The sequence below is a fragment of the Marinobacter alkalisoli genome (assembly GCF_045449795.1).
Taxonomy (GTDB): Bacteria; Pseudomonadota; Gammaproteobacteria; order Pseudomonadales; family Oleiphilaceae; genus Marinobacter.
Genome location: NZ_JBJJLB010000014.1, coordinates 1 through 21,186 on the forward strand (window position 1 = coordinate 1; position 21,186 = coordinate 21,186).

19 protein-coding genes and 2 tRNA genes are annotated in these 21,186 nt (G+C 57.6%); 16 read left to right on the forward strand and 5 right to left on the reverse strand.

Features of this window, described 5'->3' with window-relative positions; genetic code table 11:
* Positions 1-21 precede the first annotated feature (21 nt).
* Genes ACJO3M_RS03985 through hemA form a run of 4 tightly spaced genes read right to left on the reverse strand, consistent with a single transcriptional unit; the run spans position 22 to position 4,009 of the window.
* Positions 22-768 carry a molybdopterin-synthase adenylyltransferase MoeB gene (locus tag ACJO3M_RS03985; RefSeq protein WP_406999899.1) on the reverse strand — a complete coding sequence of 249 codons (747 nt, stop codon included), beginning with the start codon at positions 766-768 and terminating at the stop codon, positions 22-24.
* Positions 769-805: 37 nt separating this feature from the next.
* Entirely contained in the window at positions 806-1,648 is an 843-nt protein-coding gene (gene prmC / locus ACJO3M_RS03990; protein WP_406999900.1) for a peptide chain release factor N(5)-glutamine methyltransferase, read from the reverse strand.
* Positions 1,641-2,726 carry a peptide chain release factor 1 gene (gene prfA / locus ACJO3M_RS03995; RefSeq protein ID WP_406999902.1) on the reverse strand — a complete coding sequence of 362 codons (1,086 nt, stop codon included), beginning with the start codon at positions 2,724-2,726 and terminating at the stop codon, positions 1,641-1,643. The genes prmC and prfA overlap by 8 nt, the downstream gene beginning before the upstream one ends.
* Positions 2,723-4,009 (reverse strand): glutamyl-tRNA reductase, encoded by a 1,287-nt coding sequence (hemA, locus tag ACJO3M_RS04000; protein WP_406999904.1) that lies wholly within the window; start codon positions 4,007-4,009, stop codon positions 2,723-2,725. Before hemA ends, prfA begins: the two co-directional genes overlap by 4 nt.
* 217 nt (positions 4,010-4,226) lie before the next feature.
* Between hemA and ACJO3M_RS04005 the strand changes: the two genes are divergently transcribed.
* From ACJO3M_RS04005 to ACJO3M_RS04060, 12 genes are all read left to right on the forward strand, one after another.
* Complete coding sequence (locus tag ACJO3M_RS04005) at positions 4,227-5,981, forward strand: tetratricopeptide repeat protein (RefSeq protein WP_406999906.1); 1,755 nt, start codon at positions 4,227-4,229, stop codon at positions 5,979-5,981.
* Positions 5,982-5,983: 2 nt separating this feature from the next.
* Entirely contained in the window at positions 5,984-6,625 is a 642-nt protein-coding gene (lolB, locus tag ACJO3M_RS04010; protein WP_406999930.1) for a lipoprotein insertase outer membrane protein LolB, read from the forward strand.
* The gene (gene ispE / locus ACJO3M_RS04015) at positions 6,622-7,485 is read left to right on the forward strand and encodes a 4-(cytidine 5'-diphospho)-2-C-methyl-D-erythritol kinase (protein ID WP_406999908.1); all 864 of its coding nucleotides are present in this window, start codon (positions 6,622-6,624) and stop codon (positions 7,483-7,485) included. The genes lolB and ispE overlap by 4 nt, the downstream gene beginning before the upstream one ends.
* 19 nt (positions 7,486-7,504) lie before the next feature.
* Positions 7,505-7,579 (forward strand) — tRNA-Gln (locus ACJO3M_RS04020).
* A 52-nt stretch (positions 7,580-7,631) separates the two neighbouring features.
* The gene (locus tag ACJO3M_RS04025; RefSeq protein WP_406999910.1) at positions 7,632-8,582 is read left to right on the forward strand and encodes a ribose-phosphate diphosphokinase; all 951 of its coding nucleotides are present in this window, start codon (positions 7,632-7,634) and stop codon (positions 8,580-8,582) included.
* A 170-nt stretch (positions 8,583-8,752) separates the two neighbouring features.
* Positions 8,753-9,397: a 50S ribosomal protein L25/general stress protein Ctc gene (locus ACJO3M_RS04030; RefSeq protein WP_406986390.1), complete on the forward strand. Its 645-nt coding sequence runs from the start codon at positions 8,753-8,755 to the stop codon at positions 9,395-9,397.
* Positions 9,398-9,427: 30 nt separating this feature from the next.
* Complete coding sequence (pth, locus tag ACJO3M_RS04035) at positions 9,428-10,018, forward strand: aminoacyl-tRNA hydrolase (RefSeq protein ID WP_406999912.1); 591 nt, start codon at positions 9,428-9,430, stop codon at positions 10,016-10,018.
* A 77-nt stretch (positions 10,019-10,095) separates the two neighbouring features.
* Positions 10,096-11,187, forward strand: coding sequence for a redox-regulated ATPase YchF (ychF, locus tag ACJO3M_RS04040; RefSeq protein WP_406999914.1), 1,092 nt, complete (start codon positions 10,096-10,098; stop codon positions 11,185-11,187).
* Between the two features lie 74 nt (positions 11,188-11,261).
* Positions 11,262-12,647 carry a hypothetical protein gene (locus ACJO3M_RS04045; protein WP_406999916.1) on the forward strand — a complete coding sequence of 462 codons (1,386 nt, stop codon included), beginning with the start codon at positions 11,262-11,264 and terminating at the stop codon, positions 12,645-12,647.
* Positions 12,648-12,729: 82 nt separating this feature from the next.
* Positions 12,730-12,806: transfer RNA gene (locus tag ACJO3M_RS04050), tRNA-Met, on the forward strand.
* Positions 12,807-12,964: 158 nt separating this feature from the next.
* Entirely contained in the window at positions 12,965-13,420 is a 456-nt protein-coding gene (locus tag ACJO3M_RS04055; RefSeq protein ID WP_406999918.1) for a PACE efflux transporter, read from the forward strand.
* A complete protein-coding gene (locus ACJO3M_RS04060; RefSeq protein WP_406999920.1) occupies positions 13,417-13,749 on the forward strand; it encodes a DMT family transporter in 333 nt (110 codons plus the stop codon). Before ACJO3M_RS04055 ends, ACJO3M_RS04060 begins: the two co-directional genes overlap by 4 nt.
* Before the next feature lie 68 nt (positions 13,750-13,817).
* Here the strand turns inward: ACJO3M_RS04060 and ACJO3M_RS04065 are convergent, their stop codons facing one another.
* Positions 13,818-14,366, reverse strand: a complete 549-nt coding sequence (locus tag ACJO3M_RS04065; protein ID WP_406999922.1) for a hypothetical protein — start codon at positions 14,364-14,366, stop codon at positions 13,818-13,820.
* A 189-nt stretch (positions 14,367-14,555) separates the two neighbouring features.
* On the opposite strand from ACJO3M_RS04065, the gene ACJO3M_RS04070 reads away from it, so the two are divergent.
* The 4 genes from ACJO3M_RS04070 (at position 14,556) to ACJO3M_RS04085 (ending at position 20,917) form a co-directional block, all read left to right on the forward strand.
* Positions 14,556-15,833, forward strand: a complete 1,278-nt coding sequence (locus tag ACJO3M_RS04070) for an O-acetylhomoserine aminocarboxypropyltransferase/cysteine synthase family protein (protein WP_406999924.1) — start codon at positions 14,556-14,558, stop codon at positions 15,831-15,833.
* Between the two features lie 128 nt (positions 15,834-15,961).
* Positions 15,962-17,002 carry a lipoyl synthase gene (gene lipA / locus ACJO3M_RS04075; RefSeq protein ID WP_406999925.1) on the forward strand — a complete coding sequence of 347 codons (1,041 nt, stop codon included), beginning with the start codon at positions 15,962-15,964 and terminating at the stop codon, positions 17,000-17,002.
* A gap of 149 nt (positions 17,003-17,151) precedes the next feature.
* Positions 17,152-18,372, forward strand: a complete 1,221-nt coding sequence (locus ACJO3M_RS04080; protein ID WP_406999927.1) for a methyl-accepting chemotaxis protein — start codon at positions 17,152-17,154, stop codon at positions 18,370-18,372.
* A gap of 52 nt (positions 18,373-18,424) precedes the next feature.
* On the forward strand, positions 18,425-20,917 hold the full coding sequence (locus ACJO3M_RS04085; RefSeq protein WP_406999929.1) for an efflux RND transporter permease subunit: 2,493 nt from the start codon (positions 18,425-18,427) through the stop codon (positions 20,915-20,917).
* Positions 20,918-21,186 lie beyond the last annotated feature (269 nt).

The following is a 21,186-nucleotide window of genomic DNA, read 5'->3' on the forward strand; positions in this document are numbered from 1 at the left end:
CCCCGACCCTGCCAACCACCATTACTCTGAACAAACCGGGCAACCAGGATCCCGCGCCAGCTTCATCTCCCGCCATTCCATCCTCCAGGCATCCAGAATCAGCAAACGCCCCACCAAAGGCCGACCAACCCCGGAAATCACCTTCACCGCCTCCATCGCCTGACTGGCCCCGATCATCCCCACCAAAGGCCCGATAACACCGGCCTCAGAACAGGACAAATCCTCATTGCCCTGCTCCGGATACAGACAGTGGTAACAGGGACTCTCCGGATCACGGGAATCATAGACCGACAACTGCCCCTCACCGCGAATGGCCGCGCCGGAAACCAGCGGCACCTTCGCCGCAACACAGGCCCGGTTCAGGGCAAACCGGGTATTAAAGTTATCCGTGCAATCCACCACCAGGCTCGCCTCACCCACCTGGCGCACCAGTTCATCATTCTCCAGACGATGGCCAATGACCTCCACCGACACCAGCGGATTGATCCGGCGCACCCGATCCGCCAGGCTCTCCGCCTTGGCATCCCCCAACTGATCCTGACTGAAGGCAATCTGACGCTGAAGGTTAGCCAACTCGATGGCATCATCATCAACCAAAGTAAGATGACCCACACCAGCCGCACCCAGATAAAGCGCCACCGGACAACCCAGACCACCGGCTCCCACCACCAGCACGCGGGCAGACTTCAGCTTCTCCTGTCCAGCAATATCGAACGCCGGCATCAGAATCTGCCGGCTGTAACGCATCAGCTCTTCATCGCCGAGCATTGCCCACCCCCATTTGAAAACCCATAGTTCTGACTATTCAGCCCGGCCATTGACCCAGCGTCAACCGGTCGCGATTGCCATAATCCCGACGAGTCTCCACAGCAACCAGCCCCGCCTTCCGGAACAGATCACGAACCGCGTTGCCCTGATCGAAACCGTGCTCAACCATTAGCCAGCCATTGGCGCTCAGCCTCTGTGGACTGGCTGCCACAATCACCCGGATATCGTCCAGACCATCGTCGCCGGCGACCAGCGCGGACGAAGGTTCAAACCGCACATCCCCCTCACCAAGATGATGATCACCACTGGCAACGTACGGCGGATTGGAAACAATCAGGTCAAAACGTCCTGCCGGCAGGTTGTCAAACCAATGACTCAATACCACGGTAACCGACAAATTCAGGCGCTGGGCATTTTCGGCAGCAAGCTCCACCGCCGATGCCACCGCATCACACGCCAACACCTGCCAGCGGCCACGTTCACTGGCCAGCGCCAGGGCAATGGCACCGGTTCCCGTACCCAGATCCAGCACCTGCGCGTCATCAGGAATCGGTAGCCCCAACGCCGCCTCCACCAGACACTCCGTATCCGGCCGGGGAATCAGCGTAGAGGCATTCACCTTTAAAGGAAGCGACCAGAATTCCTGTTCACCAAGCAGATAGGCCACCGGATGTCCGCTGGCGCGCTGCTGGACCAGTGCTTCGAAGCGTCTCGCCTCGGTGGCCGTCACCTGCCGTTCCGGCCAGGCACGGAAACTGGTGCGGGACAGCCCGGTCACGTAGCTGAGCAGCAACTCGGCATCCAGCCGCGGGGACTCTCCGGCAATCGCGATGGTCGCATTCCGCAGCAGGGAATCACAGGTAAGCGACGACTCACTCATCTGAGAGGGATGCGAGCAGTTCAGCCTGGTGTTCCTGCTGCAATGGAACCACCACCGCGTCGAGATCGCCGGAGATGACTTCATCCAGCTTGTACAATGTCAGGTTGATGCGATGATCGGTCACTCGCCCCTGGGGGAAATTGTAAGTGCGAATACGCTCTGACCGATCACCACTGCCCACCAGGCTCTTGCGGGTATCCGCCATGGATTTCTGCTGGCGCTCGGTTTCCGCGTTCTGCAGTCGCGACGCCAGCAGGCTCATCGCCTTGGCGCGGTTTTTATGCTGGGAACGCTCTTCCTGGCACTCCACCACCAAGCCCGTGGGCAGGTGGGTAATGCGAATGGCCGAATCCGTCTTGTTGACGTGCTGACCACCGGCGCCGGAGGCACGGAAAGTGTCCACCCGCAGGTCAGCCTTGTTGATCTCGATCGCTTCCGCTTCGTCCGCTTCCGGCATCACCGCCACGGTACAGGCCGACGTATGGATGCGTCCCTGGGACTCGGTTTCCGGCACACGCTGCACCCGATGGGCACCGGATTCGAATTTCAGCGCGCCATACACTCCAGCACCCGCCACCCGGGCAATCATTTCCTTGAAGCCGCCGTGTTCGCCTTCGCTCTCGCTGATCACTTCCACCTGCCAGCGATGGCGCTCGGCGTAACGCAGGTACATTTTGAACAGATCCCCGGCGAAAATGGCGGCCTCATCACCGCCGGTGCCGGCACGAATCTCCAGGAACACGTTCTTGCCGTCATTGGGGTCTTTCGGCAGCATCAGCCGCTGCAACTCTTCGTCGAGCTCGTCGGTTTTCTGCTCGGCCAGCGTCAGCTCTTCCTCGGCCATCTCCCTCATGTCGGCGTCGCCATCACGGGCCAGTTCACGGGCCTCTTCAATATCCGCCAGGGATTTTTTCCAGGCCTGGAAACAGTGAACAATCGGCTCGATTTCTGCGAACTCCCGGGAGAGGTCCCGGAATTTTTCCTGGTTGGAAATAACGCTGGCATCACTCAATAACGCACTGACTTCCTCGAAGCGATCTGACAATTGCTCGAGGCGGTTCTGGATCGATGATTTCATAGTTTTTCCGGGGTGGTGGCGTCGTCGTTCTGGGAATCCAGTTGATGTAGCTCCCTCAGCCACTCAGTCACTTCACTGCGACCTTCGGTTGTTGCCTTGCGAACCTGAATGGAAGGTTCGTGGAGGAATTTATTGGTTAGGCCACGGGCAAGACTGCGCAACACGGTTTCTGGATCACCGCCGTTACGCAGGGCCCGCAACGCCTTTTCGGTTTCGGCATCCCGCAGGGCTTCTGCTCGCTGCCGAAACTCCTTGAGAGTGGATACCGCATCCAGCGCCCGCAACTGGCTCAGAAAATCCTGAACCCCGTCAGTCACCAGGTTTTCCGCTTCCCGGGCGGCACCCTCGCGGGAGCGAATGTTCTCTTCAATCACCTGCCGCAGGTCGTCCACGGTATAAAGGTAGACATCGGCCAGCGAAGCCACTTCCGGTTCAATATCCCTGGGCACCGCAATATCCACCATGAAATAGGGCCGGTGCTTTCGTTTTTTCAAAGCCCGCTCGACGGCCCCCTTACCCAGAATGGGCAACGGACTGGCCGTGGAAGAAATAATTATGTCCACATCCCGGAGATGCTCGGGAATGTCAGAGAGCAGAATACCCTTGCCACCCCGGGATTCCGCCAACGCCTGGGCGCGCTCCAGTGTACGGTTGGCCACCAGAAAATCCTTCACACCGGCATCGGCCAGGTGGCGGGCCACCAGTTCGATGGTCTTGCCGGCGCCAATCAGCAGCGCCTTGTTGCGGGACATATCCGCAAAAATGTGGTGCGCCATGCTGACCGCGGCATAGGCGACCGACACCGGGTTCTCACCTATGGCGGTCTGAGTGCGCACCCGTTTGGCCACCGAAAAGGTATGCTCGAACAGGCGGGAAAGAAACGTACCGCTGGCGCCGTGCTCCCGGGACAGCGCGTAGGCATCCTTTAATTGCCCGAGAATCTGCGGTTCACCCAGCACCATGGAGTCCAGGCCGGCAGCGACCCGCATCATGTGGCGCACGGCATCACCATCACGGTGCAGGTACAGCGCCTGTTCCAGATCGGCGGCATCCAGGTCGTGAAAACCGGCCAGCCAGCGCAGAATTACCGGCGCGCACTGATCATCACCGGCGATGTAGAGCTCGGTACGGTTACAGGTCGACAGTATTGCCGCTTCGCTGGCACCGCACATGGCGCGCAATTCGGAAAATGCTTCCGCCATGCGCTCAGGCGTGAATGCGACGCGCTCGCGCAGCTCGACCGGTGCGGTGCGATGATTGATTCCCAGCGTAACCAGAGCCATTTCGGGGTTGCGTAGCCTTATGCCAGAGTACGGACTGTAAACCGCATTTTACCGACCAGCCGCCCCTGTCGCCACCCAAAAACCAAGAGAGTTCGGGAAGTGCCGACAGGTTGGGCAATATCAAACGCTTGTGCCATCATAGAGGCTCGGCACTGCATGGTCCCCCATCCCGGGGCGACGGGTGCAGATGCGTTGTATACAGAATACGGGATGTTGCATGCATAAATCCGCACCGTTGTTGTTTTCCTGCCTTCTGGGGCTTTCACTCGCTGGTTGCGCCACACCGACCGGAACACCGGAGAAATCGGGCGATACCGGAGAACAAACTTCCGCAGGAAACACGCCGGACAGCACCAGGGAACAGGAAATCCATTACGCCGATTTTGAGCCAGAGGTCCTTTACCTGCTCCTCTCCGGCGAAATTGCAGCCCAGCGTGGACGTTATGACGTCACCCTGGTGAATTACCTGAATGCCGCCCAAAAATCCCGCGACAAAGGCGTGATTGAGCGGGCAATGCGCATCGCCCAGTCCCTCAACGGCGACAATGCCCAGCGCCAGCTCGCCAGTCTGTGGCTGGAAGTGGATCCGGACAATCTCCAGGCGCACCGGGTATCCGCCATTCAGGCCGTCAAGAACAGCGAACTGCAGACCGCGCTGACCCATATGGAAAAAATCATGGATCTCGGCGGGGATGCGGATTTCGACAGCCTTGCCGCCATGGCCGGCAACCTGCCGCCGGAACAACAGCAGGAATTGCTGGACCTCTACAAGCAAATGGCCGAACGCCACCCGGAAACACCAGAACTCAATTACAGCACTGCCCTGCTTCTCAAGGTAACCGGCAAGCCCAAAGAGGCGCTGGAACGCATCGAGGCGCTACTGGAAGACGAGCCGGAGTTCCAGCCAGCCATCATCCTCAAGGGTGACCTGCTATACCAGGTGGGCGAACGCCGCAATGCGCTGGACCACCTGTTGGTCAACACCCGTCGCTTCCCGGCGAACCGCCAGATGGGCACACTTTACGGCCGAATGCTGATCGGCGAGGGAGAGATGCAGGCGGCCCAGGATGAATTCAGCCGACTGATGCAACGATTCCCCAACACCCCCAGCCTACGCCTGTCCCACGCCCTCGTGGCCCTGGAAAACGGGCAGCCGGACCTGGCCAGGCAGGACCTGACACGATTGATCCAGCAGGGTCACCACACCAGCGAAGCCCACTATTACCTCGGGCGGATCGCCGACGAGGAAAACAAAACCAATCAGGCTATCGGCTATTATCGCAGCGTGGAGGAAGGCAACTACTACTTCCCCGCCCTGGCCAGAGCCAGCGCCCTCCAGGCCGGGCAAGGCGAACTGGATGCCGCCCTGACCGACATTCGTGAACTGCGCGAGGCCAATCCCGATCAGGCCGAGAACTTCTGGTTGCTTGAGGTCAACCTGCTGCTGGACCAGGAACGGGAAGACGCCGCCCTGGAGGCCGCCACCGAAGCACTGGCCTCTTTTCCCGACAACATCCGGATCCGTTACGCCCGCGCCATGCTGTTCGACAGCATGGACTCTCCAGAGCAGGCGGAAGACGACCTGCGACGGATCGTTGAGGAAGACCCACAGAATGCGGTCGCTCTGAACGCACTGGGGTACATCCTCACCACCCGCAGCAACCGACTGGACGAGGCGCGCGGTTATATAGAGCAGGCGCTGGCACTTGACCCGGAAAACCCTGCGATTCTCGACAGCATGGGCTGGGTACTCTACTTGCAGGGCCAGGAACAGGAAGCCCTGGCTTACCTGTCAGAGGCCTGGGCCGCTTACCCCGACCCGGAAGTGTCCGCTCACTACGGTGAGGTATTGTGGCGCACCGGCGCCGAGGACCAGGCACGCATCATCTGGAAAGAAGGCATTGATGCCGACCCCGGTCACCCGATCCTCATTGAAACCATTGAACGGCTGACAGGAGAACAGGCACCTTGAATTTGATCAGCCCCAGACTGCTGCTGGCAGTCACCTGCGCCCTGACTCTGGGCGCCTGTACTTCGATTCAGCTGGAACCCCTTCCTGAAGGTCTGACTGACCAGCCACCCGCTGACTGGAGCGAGCGCAGCGAGCTGCTGCGAGGTTTCCATTCCTGGGAATTGAGCGGCAAACTCGCTGTGAAACAGCCGTCCGACAGTGGCACCGCCATTATCAACCACTGGATTCAGGAACGGGAAGCCTACGACCTGGAGCTGTCCTCCTCCTTCCTCGGCATGGGCAGGACCAGCCTTCAGGGCGTGCCCGGCTTTATCTCGCTGACCCTGCCTGACGGTGAAACCTATCGCTCTGGCGATCCCGAAGCCCTTATCGAAGCAGCCACCGGCTGGCAACTCCCCCTGAACAGCCTGGTATGGTGGATTCGCGGCATGCCGGGACCAGAAGGTGATTTCCGCCTGCTGTTTGATGAAAACAACCAACTGGCAATGATCCGCCAACAGGGCTGGGAAATTCGCTACGATCGCTGGCAATCGTTTATAGACGGCTACCCGGAACTGCCGGCGCGCATCACTGCGGTGAAAGAGGACAAACGAGTGAGACTGGTCGTCACCCACTGGAATGAAACCACGGACCCGGCCCGGTGAAACCGTTTACCCTGCCCTCCCCAGCCAAACTCAACCTTTGCCTGCACATCGTCGGGCGCCGGCCCGACGGCTACCACGAGCTGCAGACACTGTTCCAGTTTCTTGACCACGGCGATGACATCACCTTCCGGCCAGCGGAGGACGGCAGCCATGACATCCTTCTTGAGCCCTCGATACCCGGCATCGCGGACGACGACAACCTGATCCTTCGTGCCGCCCGCCTGCTGGCCAGCACCCGGGAACAGAAACTGCCGGGCATCATCCTGTCCGTCGACAAGCGCCTGCCCATGGGTGGTGGCCTTGGTGGCGGCAGTTCCAATGCAGCGACAGTCCTGCTCGGACTGAATCACTATTGGCAATTGGGGCTGACGATCGATCAGCTCGCGGAACTGGGCCTGCAACTGGGCGCCGACGTACCGGTGTTTGTTCGTGGTCACGCCGCCTGGGGCGAAGGCGTGGGGGAGCAACTGACCCCGGCCAATCCTCCCGAAGACTGGTTTCTGGTTCTTAAACCCGCCTGCGATATAAACACCGGCAAGATTTTTTCCGAGCAAGGGTTGACAAGGAACACCCCTAGAATCAAAATAGCGCCCGCTTTTGAGGGAGACGCCTCGAGGTACCGAAACGACTGTGAGGATGTAGTTCGCAAACTGTATCCGGAGGTTAACCAGAGCCTGGAATGGCTTTCACAATTCGGACCTGCAAGATTAACCGGAACCGGGGCTTGCATTTTTGGACGTTTCCCTACAGAATCCGCAGCCCGGATTATCTGGGAAAGCAAACCCTCCGGCATCACGGGGTTCGTCGCTCAAGGGGTGAATATTTCACCGCTTCACACAAAGCTGACAGAGCTAGAATGATGCCAAAAAAGCACGATACTGGGGTGTCGCCAAGTGGTAAGGCAACGGGTTTTGATCCCGTCATGCGCAGGTTCGAATCCTGCCACCCCAGCCACCTTTCTCCCGCTTCTTCTGAATCAAACGCCGATACCGTGAAGGATGCCGTCGTGTCCAAACTGATGATTTTTGCTGGCAACGCCAATCCAGACCTTGCCAAAGCTATTGCCCAGAAACTCCACATTCCCATGGGTCAGGCCACTGTCGGCCGCTTCAGCGATGGTGAAACCACCGTCGAGATCGATGAGAATGTCCGGGGCCATGATGTCTTCATCATCCAGCCCACCTGCTACCCCACTAACGACAACCTGATGGAACTGATCGTGATGGCTGACGCACTTCGCCGTGCCTCCGCAACACGTATCACCGCCGTTATTCCCTATTACGGGTACGCCCGACAGGATCGTCGCGTTCGCTCAACGCGGGTAGCCATCAGCGCCAAGGTCGTGGCAGACATGATCTCCAGCATCGGCGTGGATCGCGTACTGACACTGGACTTGCACGCAGACCAGATTCAGGGCTTCTTCGACATTCCGGTGGACAACATCTACGCCACCCCAGTAATGCTCGAAGACATTGAGAAGCAACGCTTTGAAAACTTTGTGGTCGTCTCCCCGGACGTGGGGGGCGTTGTTCGCGCACGGGCTGTCGCCAAGCGACTGGATGACGCCGACCTGGCCATCATCGACAAACGCCGCCCGAAGGCGAACGTATCCCAGGTCATGCACATCATCGGTGACGTGAGAGACAAGACCTGCATCCTGGTGGACGACATCATCGACACCGCCGGCACTCTGTGCAAAGCCGCCAAGGCACTCAAAGACCACGGTGCGGCGCGGGTTGTGGCCTACATCACCCACCCGGTCCTTTCCGGCCCGGCGATCGACAATATCAACGCGTCCGAACTGGACGAACTGGTGGTCTGCGACACCATTCCGCTGGGTGACAAAGCAAAGAATTGTGATAGAATCCGCACCCTCAGCATGGCCAGCCTGCTCGCGGAGTCCATTCGCCGCGTCAGCAACGAAGAATCTATCAGCGCCATGTTCGAGAACGTCTGAGCAAGCTTTTTCACTTAACTCAGACAAAACAAGCAGATACAGAATCGGGAGCCTGAACAGGCTCCCGATTCTTTTAGTCAGCCGAAGAAATTGTTCTGAGGCTATTCAAAAACATCATCTGTTCAAACGCCTGGTCGCGGGCAGCTCAGATGACGATCGAGGTACATATCATGTCCCAGGAATTTGTTATTGAAGCATTTCCTCGTGGCGATCAGGGGAGAGGTGCGAGCCGCCGCCTGCGTCGTGAGGAACGTAAAATCCCGGCCATCGTTTACGGTGGTAACAAGGAAGCCACACCGATCTCCATCTGGCACAACGAACTGAAAAAAGCCCTGGAGAACGAGGCTTTCTTCTCTCACGTTCTGACCATCGAACTGGACGGCAAGAAAGAAAGCGTGATCCTGAAGGATCTGCAGCGTCACCCGTACAAGCCGCTGCTGACCCACGCCGACTTCCTGCGCGTTGACAAGGATCACGAGATCCACGTTAACGTTCCGCTGCACTTCCTCAACGAAGAGAGCGCACCGGCCATCAAGCTTCAGGGCGGCGTAGCCAACCACCAGATCAACGAAGTGGAAGTAATCTGTCTGCCGCAGAACCTGCCCGAGTTCATCGAAGTGGATATGGCCACTGTCGAAATGGACCAGGTAGTTCACCTGAGCGACCTGAAACTGCCGAAAGGCGTTCGTATCGCCGCCCTGCTTCAGGGTGAAGATCACGACCAGTCTGTTGTGGCTATCCACAAGCCGCGCGGCGCCAAGGTTGATGACGCCGAAGAAGGTGAAGAAGGCGAAGAAGGCGAAAGCAAGGAGTAACTACTCCTGCACTGACGAGGGCAACGGCGAATGGCACAGGATATTGTCATGGTGGTTGGTCTGGGAAACCCCGGAGCTGACTACGAAAATACCCGCCATAACGCCGGCGCCCTGTTCGTCGAAGCTCTGGCTCGCGCTGCGGGCCAGACGCTCCGCCCCGAACGCAAATACCATGGGCTTTATGCCCGCATCCAGTGGCAGGGTCTCGACCTGCACCTGTTGAATCCCACCACGTTCATGAACCGCAGCGGCCTGTCCATCAAGGCACTGGCGGACTTTTTCAAGATTCAGCCCCAACAGATCCTGGTCGCCCACGACGAGCTCGATATCCCCCCTGGCACTGCCAAGCTCAAGAAAGGCGGCGGACACGGCGGACATAACGGCCTGCGGGACACCATCACCCATCTGGGCAGCAACGACTTCCTGAGACTGCGGGTTGGCATTGGTCACCCCGGCGACAGCCGCAAAGTCACCGGCTACGTACTCGGTCGCCTCGGCAAACGGGAAACCGAAGAGCTGAACGCTGTGATCGACGAAATCATGCGCGTGCTTCCAGACGCCGCCAGCGGCAAACTCCCCGCCGCCATGAACCGCTTGCACAGTTTCAAGCCAACCCCCTGACACATCCCCTTACTCGCTTACACCACCATACACCGGTATAATCCGCCCAAATTTTCCAGCACCAGCAGAGGCATTCCATGGGATTTAACTGCGGCATCGTCGGCCTTCCCAACGTCGGCAAATCCACCCTGTTCAACGCACTGACCAAATCAGGCATTGGCGCGGAAAACTTCCCGTTCTGCACCATCGAGCCCAACGCCGGCGTGGTAGCCATGCCCGACCCGCGCCTCACCAAGCTGGCCGATATCGTCAAGCCAGAGCGGGTAGTCCCCACCACCATGGAGTTTGTGGACATCGCAGGCCTGGTTGCCGGTGCATCCAAGGGCGAGGGCCTGGGCAACCAGTTCCTGGCCAACATCCGCCAGACTGACGCCATCGCCCACGTTGTTCGTTGCTTTGAAGACGGCAACGTCATTCACGTGGCCAACAAGATCGATCCTGCTTCCGACATCGACGTCATCAACACCGAGCTGGCCCTGGCCGACCTGGAAACCGTGGAAAAAGCCATCAAACGCGTTCAGCGCGTGGCCAAGAGCGGTGACAAGGAAGCCAAGGCCCAACTGGAAATGTTCGAGAAACTGCTGCCGGTGCTGAACGAAGGCAAGCCGGTGCGCAGCATGAACCTGGACAAGGACCAGATGGCCCTGATCCGGGAACTGTGCCTGCTGACCGTCAAGCCCACCATGTACATCGCCAACGTCAACGAAGACGGCTTCGAGAACAACCCGCATCTCGACACCGTCAGGGAAATCGCCGAATCAGAGAACGCCGTGGTGGTGCCCATCTGCAACAAGCTGGAAGCCGAAATCTCCGAACTGGAGGAAGACGAGAAAGCCATGTTCCTCGACGAGATGGGCATGGAAGAACCCGGCCTGGACCGCGTGATTCGCGCAGGGTACAGCCTCCTGGGCCTGCAGACCTACTTTACCGCCGGCGTGAAGGAAGTCCGCGCCTGGACCGTCAAAATAGGCGCCACAGCCCCTCAGGGGGCCGGAGTCATCCACACCGACTTCGAACGCGGCTTCATCCGCGCCGAAGTGGTCAGCTACGACGACTTCGTTCACTACAACGGCGAAGCCGGCGCCAAGGATGCCGGAAAATGGCGCCTGGAAGGCAAGGACTACATCGTCCAGGACGGCGACGTTATCCACTTCCGCTTCAACGTCTAAGACTTGCGCTCTTTGCTCGAAAAACACGCTAAGGCAAAGACGACAAAAAACTCCAATCTTGTCAGGGACGACAAATGCACACCGCAATCGCGCTTGTCACCGCGTTTATTTTTCTGCGTAGCGTCTACAAAGCTGTTCAGTGGTTTTACCGTCGGATTCGCTGGGGGCGCAGTAAGCGCCGCCAGTGCGCCGCCGCCCAAGAATTAAGATCAACGACTGAACCCTTCGGCGAATTGGTCGGCAATCAGGCGGAACAGATCACAACAATCATAAGACTTGAAGCCATTGGATTTACTGGCGGCAAAGATCCATTCACGCCGAGCGATCTCTCGACAAATATTTATCGTATTTTCAATCCGATAATTGAAAGAAAGGCGTGGCTTGAAAGCAACACAGCCACATCGGTCAGCCACACACTGAACGGGTTCGAACTTCTCATGCCTTCTCCTGGGCGAATACTCGACCCGGACACTGAATTCTCCGAGATTCATGTCATTTTCTACGGTGACATCGCTGTAGCAATAAGAGCTCCTGGGCACTTCGATATCTTCGAAGAAAAAAGAGCGCCCTGGCGCTTTGCTCGGCAAATTTCCATTATTGAAACACCAATATCAACGAGGTATGAGGCTACCGGAGGAGAGGAAAGCCCAAGGGTTGAGTCCAAAAATAGTGAGCGAGTGATTCGATACATGGACGATGCTCATGCCATCCTCTTCAACGATCAATGCGTTGCCAATGGCTACATGCTAATAACTGGCACTGCTGGGGTTATTTCGTTGATGATGGCGCTTTTCCTGACTCCAGTGATTTCGCCGCTGATACCAGCAACACTCAAATCTGAGATCCCCTGGCTACCCGCAGTGACAGCTATCGCGGCAACTTGGCTCACTTTGATTCTGGCTTTCCTGGTGTATGAGCACTTCCGGTTCAACAAGCAAAAAATCGTCGTTTTCGACCGCATGAGACAGAAGGTTTATATCAGCCAATCGCGTCGCTCAGAACCAATAGTCGTCCGATGGAATGAGCTCCAGGTAAATATCCACCAGCATCACCTCCGCGCAATCGGAGGGGAGTTCGCAATTAACCATTGTCATCTGCAACTCCAGCCACACCCTACCCCACCCGGAACTTCCGTATCGTTTTCCATGCAAGCATTCAGCTCCGGAATTACCGTATGGCAGTCACTTCACTCTTTCATGTCACGGGAACTTCATAGCATCCATGGGATGGATATGGGAATGCTCGAATACAGGACAGGAGACCCTCCAAGGGATGACATCTACCTGCTGAAAAGACGCTTTAAAACAACTTTCAGGGAGGAAGATTTATTCGTTCAGATTGGATGGAGCTTCCTGTTTTTCCTGACACTGGGCCCACTCCCTTATCTTCTGGCATCAAGGTGCTCGAAGTGGAGAGTCTTGCAGGCCAGGCAAAGAACCAACGGCTTGTCAGAAAGCTGAGTTTTTTTATAGAAGGCCTTGACAGTCTGGACTCAAATACTGAAAATACGCGCCTCGTTTGGGGCCTAGCCCAAAGCGAAATGGCAAGGTAGCTCAGTTGGTTAGAGCACGGCACTCATAATGCCGGGGTCGGCGGTTCGACTCCGCCCCTTGCTACCAGTATTCGAGAGGGTCGCGATTAACGTCGCGGCCCTTTTTTGTCAGTTTGTCCTGGTACTCCGCTCGGCGCACTACTAAAAGGACACTCCACACCTGAGGACGACCTCACCCAGCCTGGGAATTTAACGCGGGACGACCCGTATTACTGGATCCAGGGTATGAGAACCACCAAAGACAGAATCCGCCAGGCAGTATCTTTTGAAGCACTCGGAATTTTACTTTCCGTTCCCCTCATAGTATTCGCTTTCGGCTTTGATTCAGACAAAACCAGTGTGCTCGGCATCGTTGGGGCAACCATGGCTACCGTCTGGAACTATGCGTTCAACCTGATGTTCGACCACGGGCTGAAGAGGGTCACAGGCTCTACACGAAAATCGCTGAAAATCCGATTATTACACGCGGTTAGTTTCGAAATGGGACTTCTGGTGGTATTCCTTCCATTCATAGCATGGTGGATGGATATAGGGTTCGTCGAAGCGCTGATCGTCGACATGGCGTTTATCGCCTTCTACCTGCTGTATGCATTCGTGTTTACCTGGTGTTATGACACAATCTTCCCAGACAACGATGCAAGTGGTAAACGCCACTCTGAAGACGAGTACAGAGCGCTATGAAGAACTGGTTATTCCTGGGCATTGCGATTGTTGCAGAAGTAGTTGCCACGTCAGCCCTGAAATCGAGCGATGGCTTCTCCAGGCTCATGCCTTCAATCGTCGTTGTGGCAGGTTACGTGCTGGCGTTCTACTTTCTGTCCCTGACGTTGAAGGTCATCCCCATCGGCGTGGCGTATGCCATATGGGCCGGGCTGGGCATTGTATTGATTGCGCTGGTTTCGTGGGTGATCTATGGGCAGAAACTCGACCTGCCGGCGATCGCAGGTATGACATTGATCATTGCGGGTGTGGCGGTTATCAACTTATTTTCCAGAACAGCAGGACACTAGCGGCACCGCTGGAGAAAGCCGGGATTGAACATTATTCCGGCCTTCCAGCGTTCAGGACCTAACCTGACTCAGTCCCAGATATTCCACCAGGCTTTGGCGTTCTCTTTCTTCTTCTCTTGTCCCTTTTCACTGCCTTTTGATGCAGGGTCAGCCTTGCGGTTTTCATTATCCCGATTGGAAGCCTCTACCTGCTCCCGGGCATTCTCGCCGCTTTCTTTAGCCTCTTCGGCGCGCTCGCGGGCACGTTCAGCTTCGTCTTCCGCACGCTCACGATTACGCTCGGCTTCGTCTTCAGCGCGTTCACGATTGCGCTCGGCCTCATCTTCAGCACGCTCACGCGCCTGTTCAGCCTCGTCTTCCGCACGATCCCGCGCATCCTCTGCCTCTTCCTCAGAGCGCTCGCGCATTTCTTCGGCTTTATCCTTGCCCTTGTTCCGGGCTTCTTTCGCCTTCTCTTTGGCTTCGCGAGCTTTGCCTTTGCCCTGCTCAGACATTTCCGCAGCCTGCCGGGCATTGTCTGCAGCTTCGGACTGGGCCCAAACGGGCATCGTCGACAGGCTGCCAGCCAAAACAATGCCTGTTGCAATCACAGTGGAACGAATCATTTTCGTATTCATAGATACTCTCTCTTCAATGAGTGAACACCGGCGTGATACCCGGCACTTCCGACAGCGCATCAATCATAGCGATTAATGAAATATCGGCGGTACTCATTTCACGCCAGAAGGCCTGCGCCGGTTCCAATCGGTGTGGCATACTCCGGTATCGAAACAAATAACAAACGTGCAACAGCAAGGATAGTTGATATGAAACCGGAAACTCTGGCCCTTCACGCGGGCTTCAAGAGCGACCCCACAACCAGGGCCGCGACGACACCAATTTACCAGACCACTTCCTACACATTTGATGATACCCAGCATGGCGCCGACCTGTTTGACCTGAAGGTACAGGGTAATATCTATACCCGCATCATGAACCCCACCAACGCCGTTCTGGAAGAGCGCATGGCGGAGCTGGAAGGTGGCGTGGGCGCCCTGGCTGTGGCTTCCGGTATGGCAGCCATCACGTATGCGCTGCAAACGATCTGCAAGGTGGGCAACAACATCGTCAGTACCGGCCAGCTCTACGGCGGTACTTACAATCTGTTTGCCCACTCCCTGCCGAACCAGGGCATAGATTGTCGCATGGTGCAGCACGACGATTTCGATGCCGTGGAAAACGCCATTGATGACAATACGCGGGCCCTGTTCTGCGAATCCATTGGCAACCCGGCTGGTAATGTGGTGGATATCCAGCGCTGGGCCGATATCGCCCACAAACATGGTATTCCACTGATCGTGGATAACACCGTGGCCACACCCTTCCTGTGCCGCCCCTTCGATCATGGCGCGGATATCGTGATTCATTCCCTCACCAAGTACATCGGCGGCCACGGGACAACGGTGGCGGGCGTCGTGGTGGATTCCGGCAAGTTCGACTGGAAGGCCAGTGCCGACAAGTTCCCGATGCTGAACGAGCCGGACCCGTCCTATCACGGCGTGGTCTACACCGAAGCCCTCGGCGCGGCAGCCTTTATCGGTCGCTGTCGCGTGGTGCCACTGCGCAACACCGGGGCTGCTCTGGCTCCGTTCAATGCCTTCCTGATCATGCAGGGCCTGGAAACCCTCGCTTTGCGCATGGAACGCCATTGCGAGAACGCCGAGAAAGTCGCCGACTTCCTGCAGAACCACCCCTCCGTGGAATGGGTGAACTACGCAGCCCTGTCTAATAGCCCCTACAAGGCAACCTGCGATAAAATCTGCAGCGGCAAGGCCTCCGGCATCCTGAGCTTCGGCATCAAAGGAGGCCGTGAGGCAGGCGCCAGGTTCATCGACGCGCTGGAGCTGATCTACCGCCTGGTGAACATCGGTGACGCCAAATCCCTGGCTTGCCACCCGGCCACCACCACTCACCGCCAGCTGAACCCGGACGAACTCAAGAGTGCGGGGGTGAGCGAGGATCTGGTGCGCCTGTCCATTGGCATTGAACACGTGGACGATATCATCGCCGACATTACCCAGGCTCTGGACAAAGCCGTCGACTGATCCCTTAACCGGGTTCGACGAATGTCGGACCCGGTTCCCCCCGTGATTGTCCGTACCTGTCTTGTATCTACCCTGTCCGGGCATTACCCTTTAAGGCTACCCCAAGTTTTAATGAGAGTCCGGTTGCAATGAGCGACAGCGCAAAGCCCCGTATCACCAGTGGATCCAAATTCCGCAACGAGCATGGTTTTTCTGCCATCAAGGACGGAATCAAGCAATCCGGACACAAGGATACGCCGGCCGTTGAGCGCAAACCCAAATGGCTCAGGGCCCGCATGCCCGGCGGAGAGCGCTATGAGGCCGTTCGCAAGAACGTCAGCGAACATCGCCTCAGCACCGTCTGCCAGGAATCTCACTGCCCCAACATTGGCGAATGCTGGACCAACGGCACTGCCACCATCATGGTGATGGGATCCGTGTGTACCCGCGCCTGCCGGTTCTGCGCGGTGGATACCGGCAACCCCAAGGGCTGGCTGGACCATGAAGAGCCGGAGAACACCGCCAAGTCGGTGGAACTGATGGGGCTTCGCTATATCGTGCTCACCTCCGTGGACCGGGACGACCTGGACGACGGTGGCGCAGCCCATTACGCCGCCTGCGTTTCCGCCATCAAGCAGCGCACTCCGGAAGTGGCCGTCGAGGCGCTGACTCCGGATTTTGATGCGGTGATGTCGGATGTGGAAAAGGTAGTGGACTCCGGCCTGGATGTGTTTGCCCAGAACGTGGAAACCGTCAAGCGCCTCACCAGCCGCGTGCGTGACCCCCGCGCTGGTTATGAAAAGACCCTGAGCGTACTGGCCCATGCCAAGCAATACCGCCCGGACGTCCTCACCAAGACCAGCCTGATGCTCGGACTGGGTGAAACCGAGGAAGAGATCCTGGAAACCATGGACGACCTGCGCGCCATCGGCGTGGATATCCTCACCCTGGGCCAATACCTGCGCCCCACGCCGAACCACCTGCCGGTGGAGCGCTACGTCACGCCGGAAGAGTTCAACCATTACCGCGACATCGGCCTGGAAAAGGGCTTTATGGAAGTGCCGTCCGGCCCTATGGTGCGCTCCAGCTACCGTGCGGATCGGGTCTTCGACAAGAACAACCTGGGCCTGACCGTGCCCGAGGTACCCGCCGGCGACGCTCAGCAGATCCCGGTCAAGGTTCTTGACTGAAGCAGCCGGGAAATCGGCCAGCTGACATGACCTGAAGCAAGGAAAAGTTCACAAACCCCTGCTATCTTTTGTGTTTTTATGTCGACCAGAGCCTCCCCCGGGCACATGAGGGCTCTGGCAAGCATCGATTGATAGGAAAGCGGGTTTCTATGCTGCAATTGCTCAAGAACGCACGGCTGAAATACAAGTTCTGGCTGCTGAACATTGTCGTACTGACCGTACTTTGCCTTCTGGTACTCTATGCCATGGGCAGCATTGCTACTGCCACTGACCGCACCTTTGCAGACGTCTTCAGCGACACAGCCCCGGAATTTGCCGGGATCGTTGCAATACTGATGGCCCTGGAAATGGCCGGCTCCCAGCTATTGATATCTTTTATCGAGCGCCATGTTAACCGCCTGAAAAGCACCATGGTAGACGTACAGGCCTCAGGAAACCTCAGCCGGCGGGCTGACGTGGACTCCACTGACGAAATCGGTGAAATGGGTAACGCCTTCAACGCCATGCAAGACCGCACCATGAGCGTGGTCAAGAGCATGAAGGAAGCCATCGACCGGCTGCACAATGAGGTCCGCGAACTCACTGCCGCCGCCGAGGCCCGCCGCGATGATCTGGCCCGCCAGCAATCCGGTGCAGATCGGTCCGCCGAAGTGATCGAAGCCATGCTTCAGAGCTTCGTTGGTATCGCTGAGCAGGCGAGTATTGCCAAGACCCTGTCTCACGAAGCCCGCACTACGGCCCTGGAAGGTGGTGAACGAGTGTCCCGCAGCGCCGACTCCATTCGTCGTCTCGAAGAGATCATTCGCAACTCGGCGGCCAGCGTAGAATCCCTTGCCGAAAACAGCCACGAAATCAGCCATGCGGTTACCGAAATCAAGGGGATTGCCGAGCAAACCAACCTGCTGGCCCTGAACGCGGCCATTGAGGCTGCCCGTGCTGGCGAACAGGGCCGCGGTTTCGCAGTGGTTGCTGACGAAGTACGCAACCTGGCCCAGCGGGTACAGGATTCCACCGATCAGATCCAGGATACAATCAACCGCCTGCTCTCGGCTATGGACACTGCCGTCACCCAGATGACCGAGAGCTCCGCGGATGCCAGTCGTTGCGTGGATGAGTCGGAGGAAGGCCGCAAGGCACTGAGTGCTATCAATTCGGTCGTCGGTCGCATTGACGAGACCAATGAGGAGATCGCCTCCATGTCCGCCAATCAGACCGCCTCCACCGACGACGTACTGGCCAACGTGCAGGGTATTCGTGACACCACCCAGAGCATGGTGACTCAACTCGCTGAGAGCGCCGATATGACCCAACGCCTGAAAAACCTGATCGACTCACTGGAAGTGGCCTCCAACAGGGTCACAGTTAACTGACAGTTTGTGGCACACTCTGCACTCGTTTTATAACAGTGTGGACTATGTGCCGATGACCCTGATCCGTTCCCTCTATGACCGGCTGATTCTCCCCCACCCGGTTGTTGTTCTGATTGTGTTTGCCTGCATTCTCGTACTCGCCAGCGTCAAACTGGACCAGTTCCGGCTTGATGCCTCGGCGGAATCCCTGGTGCTGGAGAACGACCGGTCGCTGGAACAGTATCGCGAGATCAACCGGCGCTTCACTACCTCTGACGATTTTCTGATTGTCACCTTTACTCCGGATGGCGAGCTGTTCAATGAAGAAACCCTCGGTACCCTTCGCCAATTGAGGGACGACCTGGAGGGGCTGGACAGCGTCAGCTCCACCAACAGCATCCTCAACGTGCCACTGCTCCATAGCCCGGACCTTACCCTGGACACGGTGGATTCGGAAATCCGGTCAATGGACGAGAACGACGTGGCGCCGGAAACCGCCCGGGATGCCCTGCTGGAAAATCCGCTCTACCCCAATCTGCTGATCAGCGAGGATGCCAGGACCACGGCCATCCAGGTCAATCTGCCCACACCGGAACGTTATTTCGAACTGCTGCGTGAGCGTGAACAACTGCGTGAGAAAGCCGCCAGCACCGATGCCACCGCGGCAGACAAGGACAAGCTGGAGCAGGTCAGCGCCGAATTCATTCGTTTCACTGAACAGCTCGGCGAGGAACGGGACCAGACCATTCATCAGGTCCGCACCATTCTGGATGGTTATCGGGGCGACGCCGAAATCTACCTGGGTGGCGTGCCCATGATCGTTGCGGACATGATTCAGTTCATCAAGAACGACCTGTCCACGTTTGGCGTGGGCGTGCTGATCTTCCTGCTACTGACCCTCGCCATCATCTTCCGCCAATGGCGCTGGGTACTGGTGCCCCTGCTGTGCTGCAGTTTCACCGTATGGCTGGTAATCGGTTACCTGTCCTGGGCGCAGTGGCCAGTAACGGTGATTTCCTCCAACTTTGTGTCGCTGCTGCTGATCATGACCCTGTCCCTGACGATTCACCTGATCGTCCGCTACCGGGAATTCCAGCACGACGAGCCGGAGGCAGCCCCCCGGGATACGTTGCGGCGCACCCTGCTGGCCATGATCAAACCCTGCTTCTACATGGCCATCACCACCATTGTGGCCTTCGGCTCACTGACCTTTAGCGGCATCCGCCCGGTGATTGATTTTGGTTGGATGATGACCATTGGCCTGTCCGTCGCTTTCCTGATTACGTTCCTGATCTTTCCGGCGTTACTGTCATTGCTGCCGCCGCCCATTGACCGCTATGTTTCTTCCGACCGGATCCCGTTTACCGATGCCTTTGCCCGCTTTACCGAACACCACGGTAAGGTCGTGCTCGGCGGCTCTGTCGTGATCGCGGTGCTGTGTGTGCTTGGCATGAGCAGACTCACAGTTGAGAACAGCTTCATCGACTACTTCAAGTCCACCACGGAAATCCATCAGGGCATGATCACCATAGACAACCGCCTGGGGGGCACCACGCCGCTGGATGTGGTGATCACCGACGATCCTCCCCCGGAAAATGCCGGTTCCGGTGATCCCTTTGCCAGCGATTGTGATCCGTTTGTGGAGGACTGCGGCGAGGCCGAGGAGTACCGGGACACCTGGTTCACCTACCAAAAGATGGAGCGCCTGCGGGGCGTCCACAATTACCTGGAAAGCCTTTCGGATACCGGCAAGGTACTGTCCATCAGCACGACGCTGGACCTGCTGGCGCAGGTCAACGGGGGGGAGCCGCTGGATGCCCTTCAGTTAGCGTTCGTGCCGACCGCGGTACCGGAAGATCTCCAGGACATCCTGTTGGCCCCGTACATCTCTGAGGAACACGACCAGGCCCGTTTCAGTGTTCGTATCCTGGAAACCAAGCCCGATCTTCGGCGCGACCAGCTGCTGGACACCATTCACGAACACCTGACCGGCGAGCTGGGCTTCGACGATGACCAGGTGATGTTCACCGGCATGACGGTGATGTACAACAACATGCTGCAGAGTCTGTTTGAATCCCAGATCAAGACCCTGGGCGTGGTGTTCCTGGCCATCATGGTGATGTTCCTGATCCTGTTCCGATCGGTACTGCTGGCACTGATCGGCATGGCTCCGAACCTGATCGCTGCCGGCTCGGTCCTGGGTTTGATGGGCTGGCTGGGCATTCCGCTGGATATGATGACGATCACCGTGGCGGCCATTACGGTCGGCATTGCCGTGGATGACACCATCCACTATATCCATCGCTTCAAGACCGAGTTCACCAAAGACGGCGACTACATCGCCACCATGCACCGCTGCCACCGCAGCATCGGCCGGGCAATGTTCTACACGTCCCTGACCATCATCATCGGTTTCTCGATCCTGGTGTTGTCGAACTTCATCCCGACCATCTACTTCGGCCTGTTCACCGGCTTCGCCATGTTTATGGCCCTGGCAGGCGCCCTGACCCTGCTGCCGCGCCTGATCGTGCTGATTAAGCCGTTTGGTTCAGGTTCGGGAGTGTAGTCTTTATGTAGCCTGCTAGCTTGGGAGGGGAGCGTCTGTGATGCCCCCTTCCCAAAACCGCTACGAGCACATCCATGTGCGCTTCTCTCAGGCCATCCTTGGCCTTCGAAATTTTGGGAAGGGGGCATCACAGACACTCTTCTTATTTCTCAGATATCGCAAAGTTAGTCGTAGATCACAATAAACTGATTCCCCGCTTCAAATAACTGCGAAATCTGAGGCATGGCGGGTGAAGGCCCTCGACAGAATTTCGGAGGCCATGGATGGCC